Annotated in this window: 20 protein-coding genes and 1 pseudogene; 11 read left to right on the top strand and 10 right to left on the bottom strand. The window is 70.3% G+C overall.

Annotated features, from left to right (window positions below; all coding sequences use genetic code 11):
* Positions 1 to 52: 52 nt before the first annotated feature.
* Together ACLQ2U_RS24625 and ACLQ2U_RS24620 are read right to left on the bottom strand one after the other, a co-directional pair.
* On the bottom strand, positions 53 to 508 hold the full coding sequence (locus tag ACLQ2U_RS24625) for a hypothetical protein (RefSeq protein ID WP_425753125.1): 456 nt from the start codon (positions 506 to 508) through the stop codon (positions 53 to 55).
* Positions 505 to 1014 (bottom strand): SigE family RNA polymerase sigma factor, encoded by a 510-nt coding sequence (locus ACLQ2U_RS24620; protein WP_425753124.1) that lies wholly within the window; start codon positions 1012 to 1014, stop codon positions 505 to 507. The genes ACLQ2U_RS24625 and ACLQ2U_RS24620 overlap by 4 nt, the downstream gene beginning before the upstream one ends.
* 142 nt (positions 1015 to 1156) lie before the next feature.
* Between ACLQ2U_RS24620 and ACLQ2U_RS24615 the strand changes: the two genes are divergently transcribed.
* Positions 1157 to 1633: a hypothetical protein gene (locus tag ACLQ2U_RS24615; RefSeq protein ID WP_425753123.1), complete on the top strand. Its 477-nt coding sequence runs from the start codon at positions 1157 to 1159 to the stop codon at positions 1631 to 1633.
* A gap of 179 nt (positions 1634 to 1812) precedes the next feature.
* Here ACLQ2U_RS24615 and ACLQ2U_RS24610 read toward each other — a convergent pair.
* A pseudogene (locus tag ACLQ2U_RS24610) lies at positions 1813 to 2547 on the bottom strand (EamA family transporter); the annotation flags it as partial.
* A 130-nt stretch (positions 2548 to 2677) separates the two neighbouring features.
* On the opposite strand from ACLQ2U_RS24610, the gene ACLQ2U_RS24605 reads away from it, so the two are divergent.
* Both ACLQ2U_RS24605 and ACLQ2U_RS24600 read left to right on the top strand, forming a co-directional pair.
* On the top strand, positions 2678 to 3178 hold the full coding sequence (locus tag ACLQ2U_RS24605; RefSeq protein WP_425753122.1) for a MarR family winged helix-turn-helix transcriptional regulator: 501 nt from the start codon (positions 2678 to 2680) through the stop codon (positions 3176 to 3178).
* A 68-nt stretch (positions 3179 to 3246) separates the two neighbouring features.
* Entirely contained in the window at positions 3247 to 3987 is a 741-nt protein-coding gene (locus ACLQ2U_RS24600; protein WP_425753121.1) for a Type 1 glutamine amidotransferase-like domain-containing protein, read from the top strand.
* A 3-nt stretch (positions 3988 to 3990) separates the two neighbouring features.
* Here ACLQ2U_RS24600 and ACLQ2U_RS24595 read toward each other — a convergent pair whose 3' ends face one another.
* The gene (locus ACLQ2U_RS24595) at positions 3991 to 4593 is read right to left on the bottom strand and encodes an exonuclease (protein WP_425753120.1); all 603 of its coding nucleotides are present in this window, start codon (positions 4591 to 4593) and stop codon (positions 3991 to 3993) included.
* 104 nt (positions 4594 to 4697) lie between these two features.
* Between ACLQ2U_RS24595 and ychF the strand changes: the two genes are divergently transcribed.
* Positions 4698 to 5783, top strand: a complete 1086-nt coding sequence (ychF, locus tag ACLQ2U_RS24590) for a redox-regulated ATPase YchF (RefSeq protein ID WP_425753119.1) — start codon at positions 4698 to 4700, stop codon at positions 5781 to 5783.
* A gap of 23 nt (positions 5784 to 5806) precedes the next feature.
* Here ychF and ACLQ2U_RS24585 read toward each other — a convergent pair whose 3' ends face one another.
* Entirely contained in the window at positions 5807 to 6022 is a 216-nt protein-coding gene (locus ACLQ2U_RS24585; RefSeq protein WP_425753118.1) for a hypothetical protein, read from the bottom strand.
* 93 nt (positions 6023 to 6115) lie between these two features.
* On the bottom strand, positions 6116 to 6859 hold the full coding sequence (locus tag ACLQ2U_RS24580; protein ID WP_109945170.1) for an SDR family NAD(P)-dependent oxidoreductase: 744 nt from the start codon (positions 6857 to 6859) through the stop codon (positions 6116 to 6118).
* A 397-nt stretch (positions 6860 to 7256) separates the two neighbouring features.
* Between ACLQ2U_RS24580 and ACLQ2U_RS24575 the strand changes: the two genes are divergently transcribed.
* From ACLQ2U_RS24575 to ACLQ2U_RS24555, 5 genes are all read left to right on the top strand, one after another.
* Positions 7257 to 7544, top strand: a complete 288-nt coding sequence (locus ACLQ2U_RS24575; RefSeq protein ID WP_074310625.1) for a hypothetical protein — start codon at positions 7257 to 7259, stop codon at positions 7542 to 7544.
* 364 nt (positions 7545 to 7908) lie between these two features.
* A complete protein-coding gene (locus ACLQ2U_RS24570) occupies positions 7909 to 8490 on the top strand; it encodes a GNAT family N-acetyltransferase (protein ID WP_425753117.1) in 582 nt (193 codons plus the stop codon).
* 273 nt (positions 8491 to 8763) lie between these two features.
* Positions 8764 to 9870, top strand: a complete 1107-nt coding sequence (locus tag ACLQ2U_RS24565) for a hypothetical protein (RefSeq protein WP_425753116.1) — start codon at positions 8764 to 8766, stop codon at positions 9868 to 9870.
* 210 nt (positions 9871 to 10080) lie between these two features.
* Positions 10081 to 10416 carry a hypothetical protein gene (locus ACLQ2U_RS24560; protein ID WP_425753115.1) on the top strand — a complete coding sequence of 112 codons (336 nt, stop codon included), beginning with the start codon at positions 10081 to 10083 and terminating at the stop codon, positions 10414 to 10416.
* Positions 10417 to 10699: 283 nt separating this feature from the next.
* Positions 10700 to 11011, top strand: a complete 312-nt coding sequence (locus ACLQ2U_RS24555) for an NIPSNAP family protein (protein ID WP_154936452.1) — start codon at positions 10700 to 10702, stop codon at positions 11009 to 11011.
* Positions 11012 to 11458: 447 nt separating this feature from the next.
* Here the strand turns inward: ACLQ2U_RS24555 and ACLQ2U_RS24550 are convergent, their stop codons facing one another.
* From ACLQ2U_RS24550 to ACLQ2U_RS24540, 3 genes are all read right to left on the bottom strand, one after another.
* Positions 11459 to 12478, bottom strand: a complete 1020-nt coding sequence (locus tag ACLQ2U_RS24550) for a hypothetical protein (protein ID WP_425753114.1) — start codon at positions 12476 to 12478, stop codon at positions 11459 to 11461.
* Positions 12479 to 13185: 707 nt separating this feature from the next.
* Positions 13186 to 13716, bottom strand: coding sequence for a GNAT family N-acetyltransferase (locus ACLQ2U_RS24545; protein WP_425753113.1), 531 nt, complete (start codon positions 13714 to 13716; stop codon positions 13186 to 13188).
* 10 nt (positions 13717 to 13726) lie between these two features.
* Positions 13727 to 13975, bottom strand: a complete 249-nt coding sequence (locus tag ACLQ2U_RS24540; RefSeq protein ID WP_425753112.1) for a hypothetical protein — start codon at positions 13973 to 13975, stop codon at positions 13727 to 13729.
* 87 nt (positions 13976 to 14062) lie between these two features.
* Here ACLQ2U_RS24540 and ACLQ2U_RS24535 point away from each other — a divergent pair, with 87 nt between their 5' ends.
* Positions 14063 to 14719, top strand: a complete 657-nt coding sequence (locus ACLQ2U_RS24535) for a hypothetical protein (RefSeq protein WP_425753111.1) — start codon at positions 14063 to 14065, stop codon at positions 14717 to 14719.
* Between the two features lie 361 nt (positions 14720 to 15080).
* A complete protein-coding gene (locus tag ACLQ2U_RS24530) occupies positions 15081 to 15557 on the top strand; it encodes a GNAT family N-acetyltransferase (RefSeq protein ID WP_425753110.1) in 477 nt (158 codons plus the stop codon).
* Between the two features lie 71 nt (positions 15558 to 15628).
* Here the strand turns inward: ACLQ2U_RS24530 and ACLQ2U_RS24525 are convergent, their stop codons facing one another.
* Complete coding sequence (locus tag ACLQ2U_RS24525; protein WP_425753108.1) at positions 15629 to 16042, bottom strand: GntR family transcriptional regulator; 414 nt, start codon at positions 16040 to 16042, stop codon at positions 15629 to 15631.
* Positions 16043 to 16124 lie beyond the last annotated feature (82 nt).

Below are 16124 nucleotides of genomic sequence, written 5' to 3'. Positions count from 1 at the left end.
CCGGTGGCTCGCGGGATTCGGACCTGAGCGTCGCCGGCACCGGGCGCGCCGGTCAGCGCGGCGACGGGCTGGGGACGGGCGTGAACCGGATCGGGCCGGCCGGGCTGGCCGACGGCCGAGCCGGGACGGGCGAGGGCAGCCCCGGCGCGGGTCCGCGCGGACTGGGCGTCGCCGTCGGCCAGGCCGGACCCGGGCGGGACGGGCCGGGCGCCGGGGGCCGGGGGGTGGGCGGGTCGGTGGGGCTGGGCGAGGGGACCGGGGTGGCCGGGTTCGGGGTCGGTGGCGCGGTGGGGGCGGCAGGACGGGGGGCGTCCGGGCCCGGGTCGGCCAGCGCGAGCGGGGTGGCGATCAGGACGGCGGCGAGGGTGCCCGCCGCGGCCATCGTCACCGTGGCGCGGCGGGTCCGGGCACGTCGTTCCGCCGGGATCAACTGGTCGTGCACTGTCGGTGCCTCCTCGGCCAGGTCGGAGAGGGTGGCGCGGATGAGGTTCTCGAAGGGCGTGGTCACCGCCGTACCTCCAGGAGTTCGACGTCCGGCAGGAGCTGGCGCAGCCGGGCGACGGCCCGGTGGGTACGGCTGCGGACGGTGCCGACCGAACAGCCCAGCGCCGCCGCGACCTGGCTCTCGGTGAGGTCCTCGTAGTAGCGCAGGACCACCACCGTGCGCTGCGCCGCGGGCAGCGCGTCCAGCGCGGCCCGCATCGCCAGGCGTACGTCGGCGCCGCCGCTCGGATCGGGGTCGACGCGTTCGTCCGCTCCGGTGAGCGACGTCTCCCGGTACCGGCGCAGCCGCCGCCACCAGCTCACCCGCTCCCGGTACATGACCGTGCGCAGGTAGCCCTCCGGGTCGGCGTGCCGCAGCGTCCGCCAGCGGGGGATCGTCCTGGCCAGCGCCGACTGGAACAGATCTTCGGCGGCGTGCCGGTCCCCGGTGAGCAGATACGCGACCCGCATCAGGGCCGGCGTCCGGCTGGCCACGAACTCGGCCAGCCGGGCCCGATCGTCCTCGTCCACCCACCCTCCCCGGTTTCGGTTGTCACAGATACAGACGCCGCAGGTCAGCCCGGCTATCCATTGCGCGGCAACGAATCCGGCCCGGGAAAGTGTCGGTAGTGGTCGGTAGCGTCGCGCCACCAACTCCAGAAAGGGTGCGGCGATGGCGGGCGTGGCCGGGCGAGGAGCCTCTCGGTCGGGGCGGGCGGGGATCGACCGCGCGGTGGCGCAGGGCCTCTACGACCGGATGCGGGTGGTGGCTCCGGCCGCCTTCGGCGCGATCGAGCGGGACGGGGCGGACGATCCGGCCCGGCCCTTCGCCGACACCGCCTGCGGCCGGCTCGCGGCGTCCCTCGACGCGGACGGGCTGCGCGCGCTGGGCATGTGGGCGCACCACTGGTGCATGCGCAGCTACGACGACGACACCCGGGTCGGTCTGCGGCTGGTCCGCGAGATCGCCGACCGGCCCGGGCTCGGTTGGACGGTCGACGAGGTGCGCTGGATGCTCGGCGAGTCGGAGCTGGCCGGCCCGTCCGCCGCGCACCGCTTCACCCTGCCGCTGGCCGCCGCGGCCGAGCTGCCGACCGGCGCGCTGCCGGAGGTCGGCTCCGACGGGGCGGGCTGGCGGTTGGCCGGCTGACCCGCGTCGGCGCCGACCCGCGCGGCGGCCGGGGCCGCGACTCCGGCGGCGGGCACGGCGGTTCTCTGCGCCGGGGTGGCCCGGTCGGCGGGTGCCGGGCGCGGGGGGAGCTGGCCGACCACCATCGCGGTCACCGCCAGCGCGAAGCCGGCGAGCTGGGTCGGGGTCAACCCCTGGCCCAGCACGAGCCAGCCGAGCGCGGCGGCGGTCAGCGGGCTCAGCGCGCCCAGCACCGAGACCTGGGTCAGCGGCAGCCGGCCCGCCCCCCGGAACCAGAGCACGTACGCCAGCGCGGTGCCGACCAGCCCGAGCCAGGCGTACCCGAGCAGGGCCGGAATGTCCGGCGTCGGCGGCGTGCCCTCCACGACGACCGCGACCGGCATGATGAGCAGGCCGCCTGCGGTCAGCTGCCAGCTGGTCGCGGCGAGCGTGCCGACCCCGGGCGGGCGGCCCCAGCGGCGGGTGAGCACCAGGCCGGTGGCCATCGCGGCGGTGGCGGTCAGGCCGGCGGCCACGCCGAGCGGGTCGATGCCGGCGTCGGGGCGGAGCACGACCAGGCTCACGCCGAGCGGGGCGGTGAGCGCGGCCAGCAGCACGGTGCGGCGTGGCCGGTCGCCGAGCGCCAGCACGGTGAGCCCGGCCACCAGCAGCGGCTGGGCGGCACCCAGCACCGCGGCGGTGCCGCCCGGCAGCCGGTACGCCGCGAGGAAGAGCAGCGGGAAGAACGCGCCGATGTTGAGCGCGCCGAGCAGCGCGGCCCGCCACCACCAGGGGCCGTGCGGTCGGCGTCGGGTCAGCGCGAGCAGCAGCAGGCCGGCGGGGAGCGCCCGGAGGACGCCGGACCAGAGCGGCCGGTCCGGCGGCAGCAGCTCGGACGTGACGAGGTAGGTGGTGCCCCAGGCGGCGGGGGCCATGGCGGTCAACACGACGTCGGTGCTGCGGCTGCTCATCGGACGCCCTCTTTCTCTCGACACTAAGTAGCTTAGTGCTAAGCTAATCAGTGGCGAGCGAAAGGGGAAGTGCGAGGTGGGGCACAATCCGGTGGTGACCGAGCGGGACGACGTGGATGTGATCGTCGAGCAGTGGCGGCGGGAGCGGGCCGGCATGCGCCCCGAGCCGATGGCCGTCTTCGGCCGGATCTACCGACTGGCCCGGATCGTCGGCGACGCCCAGGAGAAGGTGTACGCGAACTGGGGCCTCGGCCGCGGCGAGTTCGACGTGCTGGCCGCGCTACGGCGCAGCGGCGAGCCGTACGCGCTCGCGCCGAAGGCGCTCACCGCGGCGCTGATGCTCACCTCCGGCGGGATGACCGGCCGGCTCGACCGGCTGGAACGCCAGGGGCTGGTCCGGCGTACCCCGGACCCGGCCGACCGGCGCGGGCTGCGGGTGACGCTGACCCAGCAGGGCCGCCGGGTGGTCGAGGAGGCCGCCGAGGCGGGCCTGGAGGTGCAGCGACGCACCCTCGACGCTCTGCCCGCCGAGGACCAGGCGCGCCTGGGCGACCTGCTGCGCGCGCTGCTCGCCGCCGCCGAGTCCCCACCCTGACCGGGGCGGCGGCCGGCCCGGCGATGACGCAGGATGGGGACGCCAGTGCCACCGACGGAAGGACGAGCGTGCCCGCCAGCGAACCCACCATCGTCGCCACCAGCATGGGCTTCTCCCGCCGGGGCCACGGCCCCTGGGACGCCGATCCCGGCCCGGTCTTCGCCCTGATGGCCGAGCTGGCGCAGGCCGGCGACGCGCCGCGGATCTGCTACCTCAACCAGGCCGTCGGCGACCAGCCGACCTCGTTCACCGTCTTCTACGGCGCGTTCGCCGGCACCCGGTTCCGACCTTCGCACCTGGCGCTGTTCCCGATGCCGAACGTCGAGGACGTCCGCGCGCACCTGCTCGCCCAGGACATCATCTGGGTCGGCGGCGGCAGCGTCGCCAACCTCTGCGCGGTGTGGCGGGTGCACGGCCTGCCCGAGATCCTCCGCGAGTGCTGGGAGGCGGGCGTGGTGCTCGGCGGCGTCTCCGCCGGCTCGATCTGCTGGCACCTCGGCGGCGCCACCGACAGCTACGGCCCGGAACTGCGCGCCTTCACCGACGGGCTGGGCTGGCTGCCGTACGGCAACGGGGTGCACTACGACAGCGAGGAGCAGCGCCGTCCGCTGCTGCACCGGCTGGTCGGCGACGGCACCCTGCCGGTCAGCCACTGCACGGACGACGGGGTGGGGCTGGTCTACCGGGGGACCCGGCTGGCCGAGGCGGTCGCGGAGCGGGAGGGCGTCTACGCGTACGAGGTCAGGCCGGACGGTGCCGGCGGCGCCACGGAGACCCGGATCGAGCCCCGGCTGCTGACCGCCGGCTGACGGTCAGGTCGGCTCGGCCCGCTCGCCCGCCGCCGCCCACCCGGCCCGGCGGCGGCGAGCGGCGTCGAAGACCTGGGCCAGCTCGGCCGCGTCCTCCCCGGCGTGGTGGGTGTGCGGCACGTCGGTCAGGCCGAGTTGGTGCTTGATGATCCCCTTGCGGGTGGCCACCCACTCGCCGCCGGTCATCCCCATCCAGAAGCTGCGCAGGTCGACGCCCGAGCCCGTGGCGCCGAAGGGGCTGTGCCCGACGAAGCGCACGAAGTACCAGTGCACGAACATGCCGTCCCAGACCGCCGGCGCGGCCAGGAAGACCGGACGGCCGATCCGGCGCAGCCCGTTCACCCAGTTCGCGGCGGCGGCCATCGCCTCGCCGGCGGTGGGCGCCTCGCGGAGCAGCCGGTCCCGGTCGAGGCCGGAGACGGCGAGCGCGGCGGGCACGACGTCGTCCGAGATCGGCTTCAGCTCGGTGTAGAAGGTGAGGTCGGGGCGGCCGGCGACGGCCATGCCCAGCGAGATCATGCTGTACGGCCCGGGGATGGGGCCGTCCGCCTCGACGTCCACCGCCACATACAGCTCGGGCAGCTTCTCTCCTGGTGCGCTGGTCACCGGGGCACGTTAGCAACGCCTCGGTCGTCCCCGGGATCCCTTTCCGTGCCTCTGGCGGGCCTGCCTGTCCGGTGCCGGCGGCGAACCGCGTAAGCTGGCTGGTCGTGAGTCTCACCATCGGCATCGTCGGCCTGCCCAACGTCGGCAAGAGCACCCTGTTCAACGCGCTGACCAAGAACGACGTGCTCGCGGCGAACTACCCGTTCGCCACCATCGAGCCCAACGTCGGCGTCGTCGGGCTGCCGGACGAGCGGCTGGAGAAGCTGGCCGAGATCTTCGCCTCGCAGAAGGTGCTGCCCGCGCCGGTGTCGTTCGTCGACATCGCCGGCCTGGTCCGGGGCGCCTCCAAGGGGCAGGGCCGGGGCAACGCGTTCCTGGCGAACATCCGGGACGCCTCGGCGATCTGCCAGGTGGTGCGGGCCTTCTCCGACCCGAACGTGGTGCACGTCGATGGAAAGGTCTCCCCGGCCGACGACATCGAGACGATCAACACCGAGCTGATCCTCGCCGACCTCCAGACCCTGGAGAAGGCGCTGCCGCGGCTGGAGAAGGAAGCCAAGCTCCGCAAGGACCGGGCCGCCGCGGTCGAGGCCGCGAAGATGGCGATCGACGTGCTCGACGGCGGCATCACGCTGTACGCCGGCGCGGCCGCCGCGAGGATCGAGCTGGAGCACCTGCGCGAGCTGCACCTGCTCACCACCAAGCCCTTCCTGTACGTCTTCAACGTCGACGAGGCCGAGCTGGCCAACGCCGAGTTCCTGGACGAGCTGCGCGCGCTGGTCGCCCCCGCCGAGGCCGTCTTCATGGACGCCAAGATCGAGTCCGAGCTGGTGGACCTGCCCGAGGCGGAGGCCCGCGAGCTGCTGGAGTCGATCGGGCAGAACGAGCCCGGCCTGAACCAGCTGGTCCGGGTCGGCTTCCGCACGCTCGGCCTCCAGACGTACCTGACGGCGGGGCCCAAGGAGGCGCGGGCCTGGACCGTCTCGGTCGGCGCGACCGCGCCGGAGGCCGCGGGCGTCATCCACTCCGACTTCCAGCGCGGCTTCATCAAGGCCGAGGTGGTCTCCTACCACGACCTGGTCGAGGCCGGATCGATGGCGGCGGCCAAGGCCGCCGGCAAGGTCCGGATCGAGGGCAAGGAGTACGTCATGAAGGACGGCGACGTGGTGGAGTTCCGCTTCAACGTCTGAGCCGGGGTCTCGGGGCGGACCGGTCAGCCGGCGTTGTCCTCGATGCCGAAGACCTCAACGCGCAGCCTCCGCGAGGTGATGTCGTCAAGCCATTCGACCCGGAGGGTCTTTCCTCGGTAAGCGAATCGGTCGCGGTTCCAGTCAGCCAACTCGTCGGCCAGGTCCTCGCCGTCGATAACGAAGTCGTTGAACCCGCGCACACCGGTTGAACCCGCCCAGATCCGTCCCAGCACATGCACGGACAGCCGGCCTTGGTTGCTCAGTCGCCCTGGTTACAGTCGGTGACACCTGAGCGGTGCGCAAGGGTGGACAGGACGGCGGTGAGCCGATGATCAGATGGTGAAGCCGCCGTCGACGTTGACCGTCGCCCCTGTGATGTAACGCCCGTCCGGGCTGGCGAGGAACGCCACCGCGGCGGCCACGTCGGCTGGCTCCGCGTAGTGGCCGAGGGCGGTGAACCCGTTGATCGTGTCGGCATTAGGGCCGTCGGCTGGGTTCAGTTCGGTGTCCGTGGCCCCTGGATTTACCAGATTCACGGTGATCGCCCTGCCGCCGAGTTCGCGTCCGAGCGCCTTGGTCAGGCCGATCAGGGCGGTCTTGCTCATCGCGTACAGCGAGAAGCCCGGGAAGACTGCCCGCTCGGCCACGTTGCTGCCGATGTTGATGATCCGCCCACCGGCCGACATGTGGCGCACCGCGGCCTGCGAGGCGACGAACGGCGCGCGGACGTTGACCGCGACGGTCTGTTCGAACTCTTCCAGGCTCAATTGCTCCAGCGGTCCGAGCAGGAACGCGCCGGCGTTGTTGACCAGGATGTCCAACCGACCCAGCTCACCGGCGACCCGGTCAACCGCGGCGACCACCGCCGCCGGGTCGGAACTGTCCGCCTGCACGGCGATCGCCCGCCGTCCCGCGGCCTTGATCTGGTCCACCACGTCGTCGGCGCGTTGCTGATTCTGCTGGAACGTCAGCGCCACATCGGCGCCCTCCTTGGCCAGGCGCAACGCCACTGCAGCGCCAATGCCACGGCCACCGCCGGTAACCAGAGCTACCTTGCCGTCAAGTGCGTTGTTCATGACGGAAAGCCTGGTCGACAAAAGGCCAGCCGTCCGGCGGTGATCGGACGCCGCGTTCGCGTCACCGGTACCAACGGCCCCACCTGCCGGTGGCAACCACCCCCGACCGCACCGCCGACAACATCCTCTTCTGCCGCCGATCGTGCGCGCCGACAACCTGCGAGGCGTCTGGGTCTGGTGCGGGCAAGTGTGGACGCGGTGGCGAGACTCGGCCGAGCCGGCGGGCTGTCGGTCGCCGAAGCTGCAGGTTCGGCGACCGGGGTCTAGCTCGGGCCGCGGCCAACGCACGGTCAACCCAAGGGGTGAGAGCAGATCAAGGTCGCTTTCCGTGGCCGTTCGCGTTGCGGGGCAGTTGTCGTGGCGCGATCGAGCGCAGTCCGGGATAGCCTTGGCGTATATGGCTACCTATCGCAGCGCCTCAGTGCTTCTCTCCTCGGACGGCACCAGGACCCCCGGCACCGCCGCGCTCTTCGCCGAGCCCGCCCGCAAGGGTGGGACCCCGCCGTGGGCAGGCGACTTCCGACCCGCCAACAGCGCCGGCAATGGCCCCAAAAACGCGGTCGGGAAGACCTTTACGTTGGAGCTGCCCGACGGCAGCACCGGCAAGGTCGTGGTCCAGAGCCTCAAGAGCGGGAAGGGAGGCGTCGTGCTGGCGTTGATGGGCGAGGACGCACCCCCCTTCTGATCAGGAAACTGATCGCCGCCGACGCCACCGGCTCGAGACGGCCGGTATGCGACCCTGCCGATGTCAATGCGTCCGGATAGCTGCCGGGCGCATTGCCTCACCCGTGGCTGGGCGTCGACGAAGGTCAGGTGTACTGATCTGCCGCTGTTCGCACGTCACAGACCGTGACCGGTCCGCCCTGTGCCTCAGCTCCCGGTACTAGCCGATGAGAGAGCGGCCTTGACGACGTCCGGTCAGTCAGACTGGGGAAGCCCGCTGCGGTTGCTACGCCAACTCCAGGAGGACGCCGTCTTCGGACTCGGCACGCCGCGCTCCTAGGGCATGGCCTATGCCGCCGCCCGACCGCCCCTCATGACAAGGCAACATGGCGCGTATGTCCTTGCCCACCCCCACGCTGCACACCGCTCGCCTGCTACTGCGCCCCGTGACCAGCGCAGACGCGGACGCCCTCTTCGCGATGCACAGCAGCGCCTACGTGCTGCGCTACTGGGACGCGCCGCCCTGGAGCGAACGAGCGCGCGCCGAACGCTTCATCACGGCTTGCCAGCAAATGGCGGACGAAGGCAGCGGGGCGCGGCTGGCCATCGACCGTGTTTCCGACAGGGCATTTATCGGCTGGTGCAGTCTGACCCGATGGAACCCCGACTATCGCAGCGCGTCGATGGGCTACTGCCTCGACGATGCGGCATGGGGCCACGGCTACGCGACGGAGGCCGCGCGCGCCTTGCTGCAGTGGGCATTCGACACGCTGGACCTGAATCGAGTCCAGGCCGAGACCGATACCCGCAACACGGCATCTGCTCGCGTCCTGGAAAAGCTCGGATTCGTGCGTGAAGGGACGTTGCGGGAAGACTGCGTCGTGAACGGCGAGGTGTCGGACTCGTGGGTGTACGGGCTGATCAGGCGGCAGTGGCGCCCGTCGTCCGGGTCGGATCCTGGCCGCTGAATGCTTTTCGCCAGCGAGAGAGCGCCCAGCCTCATGACAAGCGGACGTCGGCCGCGGGCTTCACGGTTGACGGCCTGTGGAGCGTGGCAGGCGAGGGACCTTCAGCCCAGAATGGGGCCCCGGGCGCACCGCGCCGGGATCGTCGACTCCGCGACGTCGACCGCTTCCGACGCAGAACTTCCGCATCAGCCGCGATCCGCGCGCGGAGCGTGACCACCCAGCAGCAGCCCTCGGAGTGTCCGGACATGCCGATGAGCGCGCATCATGGATGTCGTGCATGTTCTGTTTGATGATCGCGTCTCTGTCGAATTCCACGTGTTCCGCTTGGGGGGCGATGTGGCCGCCCACGCGGTCGGCGACGGGCAAGGCGGTCAGGTCAACGGGCTGTGCGGAGCCGCCGAACCGGGCGCGCTCGTGTTCAACACGGGATTGCATACCGGCTATGTGCCCCTGCGCATCGAACGGCACGAAAGCGAGCCGCTGCTCGACCCAGTCTGGACCGAGGTAGTGGAGGCGTCGTACACCCGCACGGAGCCGGACGTGCTGCTCCTGACGGGCGATCACAGGCTGACCGTCCGGCTCGAGTTGGACCAGGACACCTACCGCGTACGGTTCTGCGCGATCGGCTACGACAACGAGGATCGCGTTGTCGACGACCCGCCCGAGCGGTACCTGCTGCAGTTCTGGCCCGCGAAGGCGGGGCCCGACTGGATCGTCCGGCAGACCTCGACGGTCGCTGCGAACCGGCACCGCGTCGCTCAGAAGACGCCGCCGCGGCCGACCTACGCGGAACGTGTCGAAGCGGCCCGCCGGCAACAGGAGGAGAAAAAGAGGCGGGAGAGGGAGTATTTCCGCGCGCGGGCGACGCGTGACTGGGGCGGTCGCCTGTCGGACAGTGACCGGCTCCGCCAGGTCGGAGCGTGGGCGAAGGACGTGGCCCGCGTCGACCGCGACCTGGTCGATGAGATCGCCGCCGCCGAGCCGGCGCAGCAGCGTGCCATGGCAGCCTGGGCCGCCCGGTCAGCTGCTATCCAGGCTGGTGCCGCCGAGCTGGACTGGGTTGCCGAGGCACTGGATGCCCTCGACCGGGGTGACCCGCCGCCTCCCTCGTTCACCGACTACCGGACGGCGCTCAACCGCTTGTGGGATGTGCCGGAGGAAACCGCCGTGCACAGCTTTAGTTCTTCCTTCATCTACAGCCCTACCTCGATCGGGAAGATCGAGCTGCCCGCGATGGAGCCACAGGTGCAAATGGTCTTCGCGATAGTCGCCGCCCGTGAGGAGGATCCGCTCGTCGCCGCTCTGAGCACGCTCAAGTCCGCGCTCGAGATCGGCCCGGTCGATCTCGCTGCTTTCCGAGCCGTGTTCACCCAGAAGTAGCTGCCGCTCGCAGCCTCACCGGTCTCATTTCACCTTTCGAGCAGGCCGTAGACCTCCACGTCTGCCGCTGATCGCGCCCCGGAATGTGACTGGCAGCCAACGTACTGATTTGCCGCTGACAGCGCGTTCGAGACGACCGGATCTGCCGAGAGGAGTGCGTTAGTTTGGGCACGCCGACAGCGTATAGAAGTTCGGGAGTGAGCTGTTCCTATGGCAGATGACCGCTTCGCGGCTGTTGCCGACCTGTGGGAGACGCATCTGCAAGCTCCCTTTCCGAGTCGCCTGAGAGGCACCGAGGTAGCGGGTGTCGATATGGTGATGCTGGACGCCGACGTCGCAGGCTGCGTCAGCTCCTGGCTGCAGAACCGCGGCAGTCTCGACGCCCGGCGGCGCCGGGTGCTCGCATCATGCCAGGAACAACTCATCCGCGTAATCCCGGTGCTCGCCGACCAGGAGGCCGCCTACTATCGCCGGCTTCACGACATGGCCGCACTGGTCTCAGCCGAGCCCGATGCCTCGGGAATTGACCTCCAATCCTCGGTCTGAATGACGGACTCTCATGCCGCCGACCGGGCGTCACGGTGCGTCACTAGGGGTCGGGCAGCGAACACCCGAACCTGCCGATGACAGGTTGGCCTGGGACGCGACACCGGATACGGCGGTCGGCGCGTCGGCTAGCCTCTCGATCGTGGCAGCAGGCGATCTCCCGAGCCCTCCGGTCACCTCGACCAAGCCTGGCCGGGCTGCGGTCGTACCACCAGTAGATAAGTAGCCGCTGACCGCGCGGTTCGTGGCGAAATGTGCGAGCACCGGCCCGTATGGTGGCACCATGATCACCTGCGTCGTGCACTACACCATCAACCCCGCGCAGATCGAGGCGTTTGAACGCTTCGCCCGCGCGTGGATGCGGCTAGTGGCCAAGCACGGTGGTGTGCACCACGGCTACTTCCTACCCGCCGAGGGAGCCAGCGACCAGGCCGAGGCGCTGTTCAGCTTCGAGAGCCTGGCAGCCTACGAGCGTTACCGCGCACGGTTCGGCAATGACCCGGAGTTCGTCGCGGCTGACAGCATCCGCGACGACTCGGGTTGTGTCGTGCGGTACGAGCGAACGTTCATGCGCCCGCTCCTGCCGACTGATTGAGCGCGCACTCTTCTGCCGCGAAGCGCGCGCCCCCTGTCGCGGACCGTGAGGGCCTCCGCGGCGCGTCTTGAGGATCATGTCGGGCATCAGGTGGGACGCGAGTGTCAAGCATCTCCCGGGACACGACAAGCCGGCTGCCGGCCAAGTGGTGGGACCTTTCTGTACGTCTTCAAGGCGGCCCGCGTCGCGGGCCGCTCGCGCCGCCGAACCTGAGCCGGGCCGAAGGCCCGCCGCCGCGCCTCTGGCCTTCGGCCGCCAGCGCGGCGGTGTTAGCCCGCCGGCGGCGCGACATACGACGAAGCCCCGGGCTGCCATGGGTGCTGGCAGATCCGGGGCTTCGGTGTTGAAGGCGAGGACCAGGGCATGCCTCCGGCGGGGCGCTCAGGCACTCCGGGATGGCTGAAGGCGTAAAGGAAGAGCGGCTAGCCGGGCGGGACAGCGGTGGGCTCAGACCAGCAGATTCTTGTAGTAGATGCTGGCGTTGCGGGCGCCCGAGGCGCCGCCGGCGAAGCCGAAGCAGAGCCGGGCCGAGTTCGGGTCGCTGGCCGTGGGCAGGTGCAGGCCCATCCCCTCCGGCTCCCGGAACGGGATGGTGTAGCCGGCCTTGGTGAGCTGGCGGTCGATCTGCGCGCCGGTGTTCAGGTCCTGCACGGTGATGTACGTGTTGCCGGTCCCCTCCACCGAGTCGTACGTGCCGTACGCGGAGCCCTCCAGCATGTAGAGGTAGCTGCCCAGCGCGGTGTAGCCCTGGAACGGCCGGGCGGAGCCGACGGTCGACGGCTGGGCGACGCTGGCCAGCGGGGTGTAATTGCCGGCCCGTACGTCGGCCAGGTTGTAGACGTTGTACCGCATTCCGCCGTTGACGTAGTGGCGGAAGATCAACCGGTTCGTGGTCGGGTCGATCGTGCAGGTGTTGTTGGTGGATCCGCTGACCGGCTTGTGCTTCTCCAGCGCCGTCGACGAGGTGGTCAGGACCGCGCCGCTGGTGAACTTGAACCGGGCGATCGAGGTGCCCCACTGGTTGACCGAGTCCGTCTCGGTCCACAGGTAGGCGGACGTGCCCGACGGTTCGACGCCGATCTGCACCCCGTGGCCGAAGCCCTTGAGGTACATGAAGCCGAGCTTGCTGCCCGCGATGTCGAGCTGGGTGACGCAGAGGTCGCCGTTGGCGGCGCGGGTGGTGCCGCTGACCGGTGCGCTCTCCCCGGGCAGTTGAAGGCCGCCCTGCACGACCTGCACGGTGTAGATGCGCTTGTTGACGTTGTCGATCGCGAACGACTGCATCACGGTGACGTTGTGCAGGTTCTTCTCCCGGATCAGCGGGTCCGACGGGTCGCTGAGGTCGAACTGCTTCGACGTGGGCACCGCGGCCAGCGCGGGGCGGGCGACGGCGGCGCCGAGGACGGCTCCGGCGGCGACGCCGCCGGCGGTGCGTAGGAGGGTACGGCGGCTGATGACATCATCCATGGAACATCCCCGTTTCTAGATAGATCGATCGATCGGCACACGATAGCCGTTGATCATCGCGGCCGCCGAACGGCTGGGAATGAACCGGCCGTGGGGGCGGCCCGTCCGGCCTGGGGCGGTGGGGCGCCGGGCCGGACGCGCGGGGCGCTCAGACCAGCAGCAGAATCGCCTGAAGTCGTGCTTGGCATTCGGCGAAGCGGGGTAGGTGCGCCAGTAGTAGGAGATTCCACTGACGCCCACCGCGATGGCCAACGCGCGGGCGCATGCCCAGGTCAGATCGTCGAGGTCCAGGGTGTTCCAGTACGGCCTCAGCCGAGGCAACCAAGATCAGGCCGTCTCCAGGCCGTCAAAGGCAAACCAGCGGTGACCTACGCCGACCACTGACGACCCATGTAACCGCAGTTCAGAGGGCGTCTCGTCCAGTTTCGGTGAGTACGACCAACGGTTAGGTCAATGCAACGCCAAGTGTCGACCGGACCATCGGACGCTCACGGCAGGGTGACCAACTGGGTGACGACGGACGCGTGCAAGGACGGACGCCCATGGACGGTGGCGGACTGTTCGGGCAGCTCCGCGCCGCTGCTCGCGCAGCTCATCGACGAGTGATCGTTCCTTCGCAAAGAAGGGGTCGAACTCCGCTAGCGAGACGACCAGCGGAGCTTGGCAGCCAGGAGCACGACGAGGCGCGACCGCGGCGGTCCAGCCAGTCAGCCGGAGAGCTTCTCGAAGAGTTCGTTCGGGGTGTCGTAGTACCTCGTCGTGCGGCCCAGGTGAGTCATGCCGAGCCGCCGGCAGACGGCCTGCGAGGCGTGGTTGTCGGGATCCGTGACGGCGAGGACCTTCGCCAGGCCCCGACTGAACGCGTCGTCGAGCACGGCCTCTGCTGCTTCGGTGGCGTAGCCGTGTCCCCATGCGTCCGGATGGAGGTGCCAGCCGATCTCGACGTCGTGCGGCCCGCCGGAGCGTTCGCCCGCCGACAGGGGAATCGGCTTGAGCAGAAGGTTGCCCACCAGCCGGCCGTCCCCGGCTGTGGTGATGGCCCAGATTCCGTGGATCGGGTCGTCGATGGCACGCCGGCGCGCGATCGAGGCGAGTGCGTCCTCGCGGGTGCCCATGGTCGTGGGATGCGCGCCCAGGAAGCGCACGACCTCCCAGCGCGACTTGAGGTCCAGGAGGAAGTCGGCGTCGTCGTCCCGCCAGCCGCGCAGCAGGAGGCGGTCGCTCGTGATGGTGCGCATCCGACCGAACCTAGTCGGTTCCCCCGGGGAGGCGTCGGCCGCCCGTGGCCAGGTCCCAGAGCCGGCGGCAGGCGGCATCCTCGGTGTCGTAGCTCTCGATGATGTAGCAGCGCTGGCCGCGTTCGCTGTAGTACACGGTCCACGTGTCGCCCTCGTGGTCGAGACCGAACCCGCCGTTCGGGGAGCCGCCGCTCAGGCTGTACCGCCGCGACGGCAGGCCCTGCCGCTCCAGCGCGGCTTTCAGTTCGGTGAGATTCATCTGCGTGCGCTCTCCCGGTGGCGGACGGCTTCAAGCGACGAGTAGATGTCTTCCGGTGGGCCCCCGGTCCATTGTGCGATGAGAGCGGTGGATGGCTACGGGTATGTCGGTTCGGGCCCGTCTCGTAGAGTGCCGTTCATGGGTTGGTACGGAACGCTTCTGCTGGCGAAGCCCGTGACCGGAACCCTTCCGACTCACCCGCAGGTCCGCCCGGCGTTCGGCTCGCGGTTCGGTACGCCGGACCCCGTGTGGGGCAACGCGGTGGGGCTGTACGACCTGGGGCACGGTTGGCAGCGGGTCGGCGTCAAGCCGTTCTACAGCGAGCGGTTGCGGTTGGCGGCGGGCGTCGAGAATCTCGCGGCGGCGACCGCGGCACCCGTGCTGGCCGGCTGGGTCGCCGAAAGCGTGTGCGCCCACCTGGAAGGCCGCACCCCGGCGGGCCGTGCCTTCTCCCTGCACCTGCCCAACACCGACGAAGACTGTGGGTACGAGCATCTGGAGGGCCGTCCGGGACGGGTGGAGCCCCGCCTCGCCGTCGAAGCGATCGAGGCCTGGGCTTACGAGGCGGGCCGAACCTCGTCGACCGAGGTCATCTCGGCCATCGTCGACGGCACGTGGAACGAGGCGCCCGCCATGGAGGACGAGGTGCTGGCTCTCTTCGCCGCGCTGGGTTTTCCGCTTGGGACGGAGATCCCGCCGGTCGTCGACCCGGACGACCCGGCGGGACCACCTGTGGTTCCGTGACCTGGTGTGGGGTTCGGTCTACGGCGGCGGCCTCAGCCGCGACGAGCTGATCGCCCGGTACGAGCAATTGACGTCGCGATGGCAGGACCGGTGATCGGGTCGTCGCCAGCGGCAGTGACGTGGCCTGTCGCAGCCGACTCCGGGAGTCCGCCGAGCGGCTGCTTATCATCCCCCGGTGTCGGTAGATCTTGACGCGGCCCGCTGGAGGAGCGAGCCCGGCGCGGACCCGCGGCTGGTGACCAGCCTGCTCTTCGGCGTATCCACGCTGTCGAGCTGATGTCGTCAACGAATCACCGCCCTCCCGCCGGCTCGACCCCGTCACGGGGCAGAACCTGGGGGCCGACTGAATTACGGTGATGGCGTGGTGACGCTGAAACTCGAACCGATGACCGATCAGCAGTACCTCCGCTACCGAGAGTGTGCCGAGATCGACTACGCGCAGAACATCGCGGACTCTGGTGCCATGCCCTTGCCGGAGGCGCGGGAGAAGGCGCGCGAGGACTATCAGCGACTCCTGCCCGCCGGCCTGGGCACCGAGGGGCACCGTCTCTGGACCGCGTACGACGGCGACGACGAGGTCGGAATGCTGTGGCTGCACGTCGAACGGAAGTCGGATGGCCTGCACGCCTTCGGCAACGACTTCAAGGTGCGTCAGGATCTACGCCGCAAGGGCTACGGGCGAGCGATCGTCCAGGCCGCCGAGCAGGTGTGTCGGGAGCTGGGTGTGGTGTCCGTCGGTCTGAGTGTCTTCGGGTTCAACCTCGGCGCCCGCGCACTGTACGAACAGATGGGATTCGAGGTCACCGCCGTCCAGATGCGCAAGCGCTTGACCGCCTAGGCGGTCGAACCGCGCGTCGAGCTGGTCGATGTCGGCCTGGGCGGGGTCGGGGGTTGGGCACGGGTTGCCAGTCAGGCCGGCGGGCGGGTCAGCTCGACCTCGTCGCCGGGCAGGACCTCGACGTCACCCTTCGCGTCGCGTACTTCGAGCACCGGTACGCCTTCGTCGAGCTGCATCGCCCGGCGTTCCGTTCCGCTCGGCATCCGCGCCACGACCGAGGCGCCCGGCGACAGCTCGACCTGCCGCCGCTGAGGGGTCTCGCGGACATAACTGCCGTGTCCGCGCACGGTGTTGACCAGACCCTCCGAACGCAGCAGTGAGATCGACATCCGAACCGCCTCCCGGCCGACGCCGTACTCCTGCGTCATCCGCGCCTCGCTGGGCAGGGCCGACCCGGGCGACATCTCACCGGACTCGATCTGCTGACGCAGAATGTCGGCGAGCTGCACATAGACCGGCGTATGCGAGCGCGGATCGACTGTCATGGCAGTAAGAGGTCGCGCAATTAGGCGGGTTCATGGTCGGCGGGTGGAGCGGGTGTCCCAGCGGTAGAGGGTCCAGGCCTGG

It is taken from the genome of Micromonospora sp. DT47, from assembly GCF_049844475.1.
Classification (GTDB): Bacteria; Actinomycetota; Actinomycetes; order Mycobacteriales; family Micromonosporaceae; genus Micromonospora.
Note: the sequence above shows the minus strand (reverse complement) of the source record. Positions and strands in the feature narration are given on the sequence as shown.

What these genes read in the sequence shown, in the direction of transcription:
- ACLQ2U_RS24615 (WP_425753123.1), top strand. Translation starts at nt 1,157, where the DNA reads ATGGCGGGCGTGGCCGGGCGAGGAGCCTCTCGGTCGGGGCGGGCGGGG.
- ACLQ2U_RS24580 (WP_109945170.1), bottom strand. Translation starts at nt 6,859, where the DNA reads ATGAACAACGCACTTGACGGCAAGGTAGCTCTGGTTACCGGCGGTGGC.
- ACLQ2U_RS24575 (WP_074310625.1), top strand. Translation starts at nt 7,257, where the DNA reads ATGGCTACCTATCGCAGCGCCTCAGTGCTTCTCTCCTCGGACGGCACC.
- ACLQ2U_RS24570 (WP_425753117.1), top strand. Translation starts at nt 7,909, where the DNA reads ATGGCGCGTATGTCCTTGCCCACCCCCACGCTGCACACCGCTCGCCTG.
- ACLQ2U_RS24560 (WP_425753115.1), top strand. Translation starts at nt 10,081, where the DNA reads ATGGCAGATGACCGCTTCGCGGCTGTTGCCGACCTGTGGGAGACGCAT.
- ACLQ2U_RS24555 (WP_154936452.1), top strand. Translation starts at nt 10,700, where the DNA reads ATGATCACCTGCGTCGTGCACTACACCATCAACCCCGCGCAGATCGAG.
- ACLQ2U_RS24550 (WP_425753114.1), bottom strand. Translation starts at nt 12,478, where the DNA reads ATGGATGATGTCATCAGCCGCCGTACCCTCCTACGCACCGCCGGCGGC.
- ACLQ2U_RS24545 (WP_425753113.1), bottom strand. Translation starts at nt 13,716, where the DNA reads ATGCGCACCATCACGAGCGACCGCCTCCTGCTGCGCGGCTGGCGGGAC.
- ACLQ2U_RS24540 (WP_425753112.1), bottom strand. Translation starts at nt 13,975, where the DNA reads ATGAATCTCACCGAACTGAAAGCCGCGCTGGAGCGGCAGGGCCTGCCG.
- ACLQ2U_RS24525 (WP_425753108.1), bottom strand. Translation starts at nt 16,042, where the DNA reads ATGACAGTCGATCCGCGCTCGCATACGCCGGTCTATGTGCAGCTCGCC.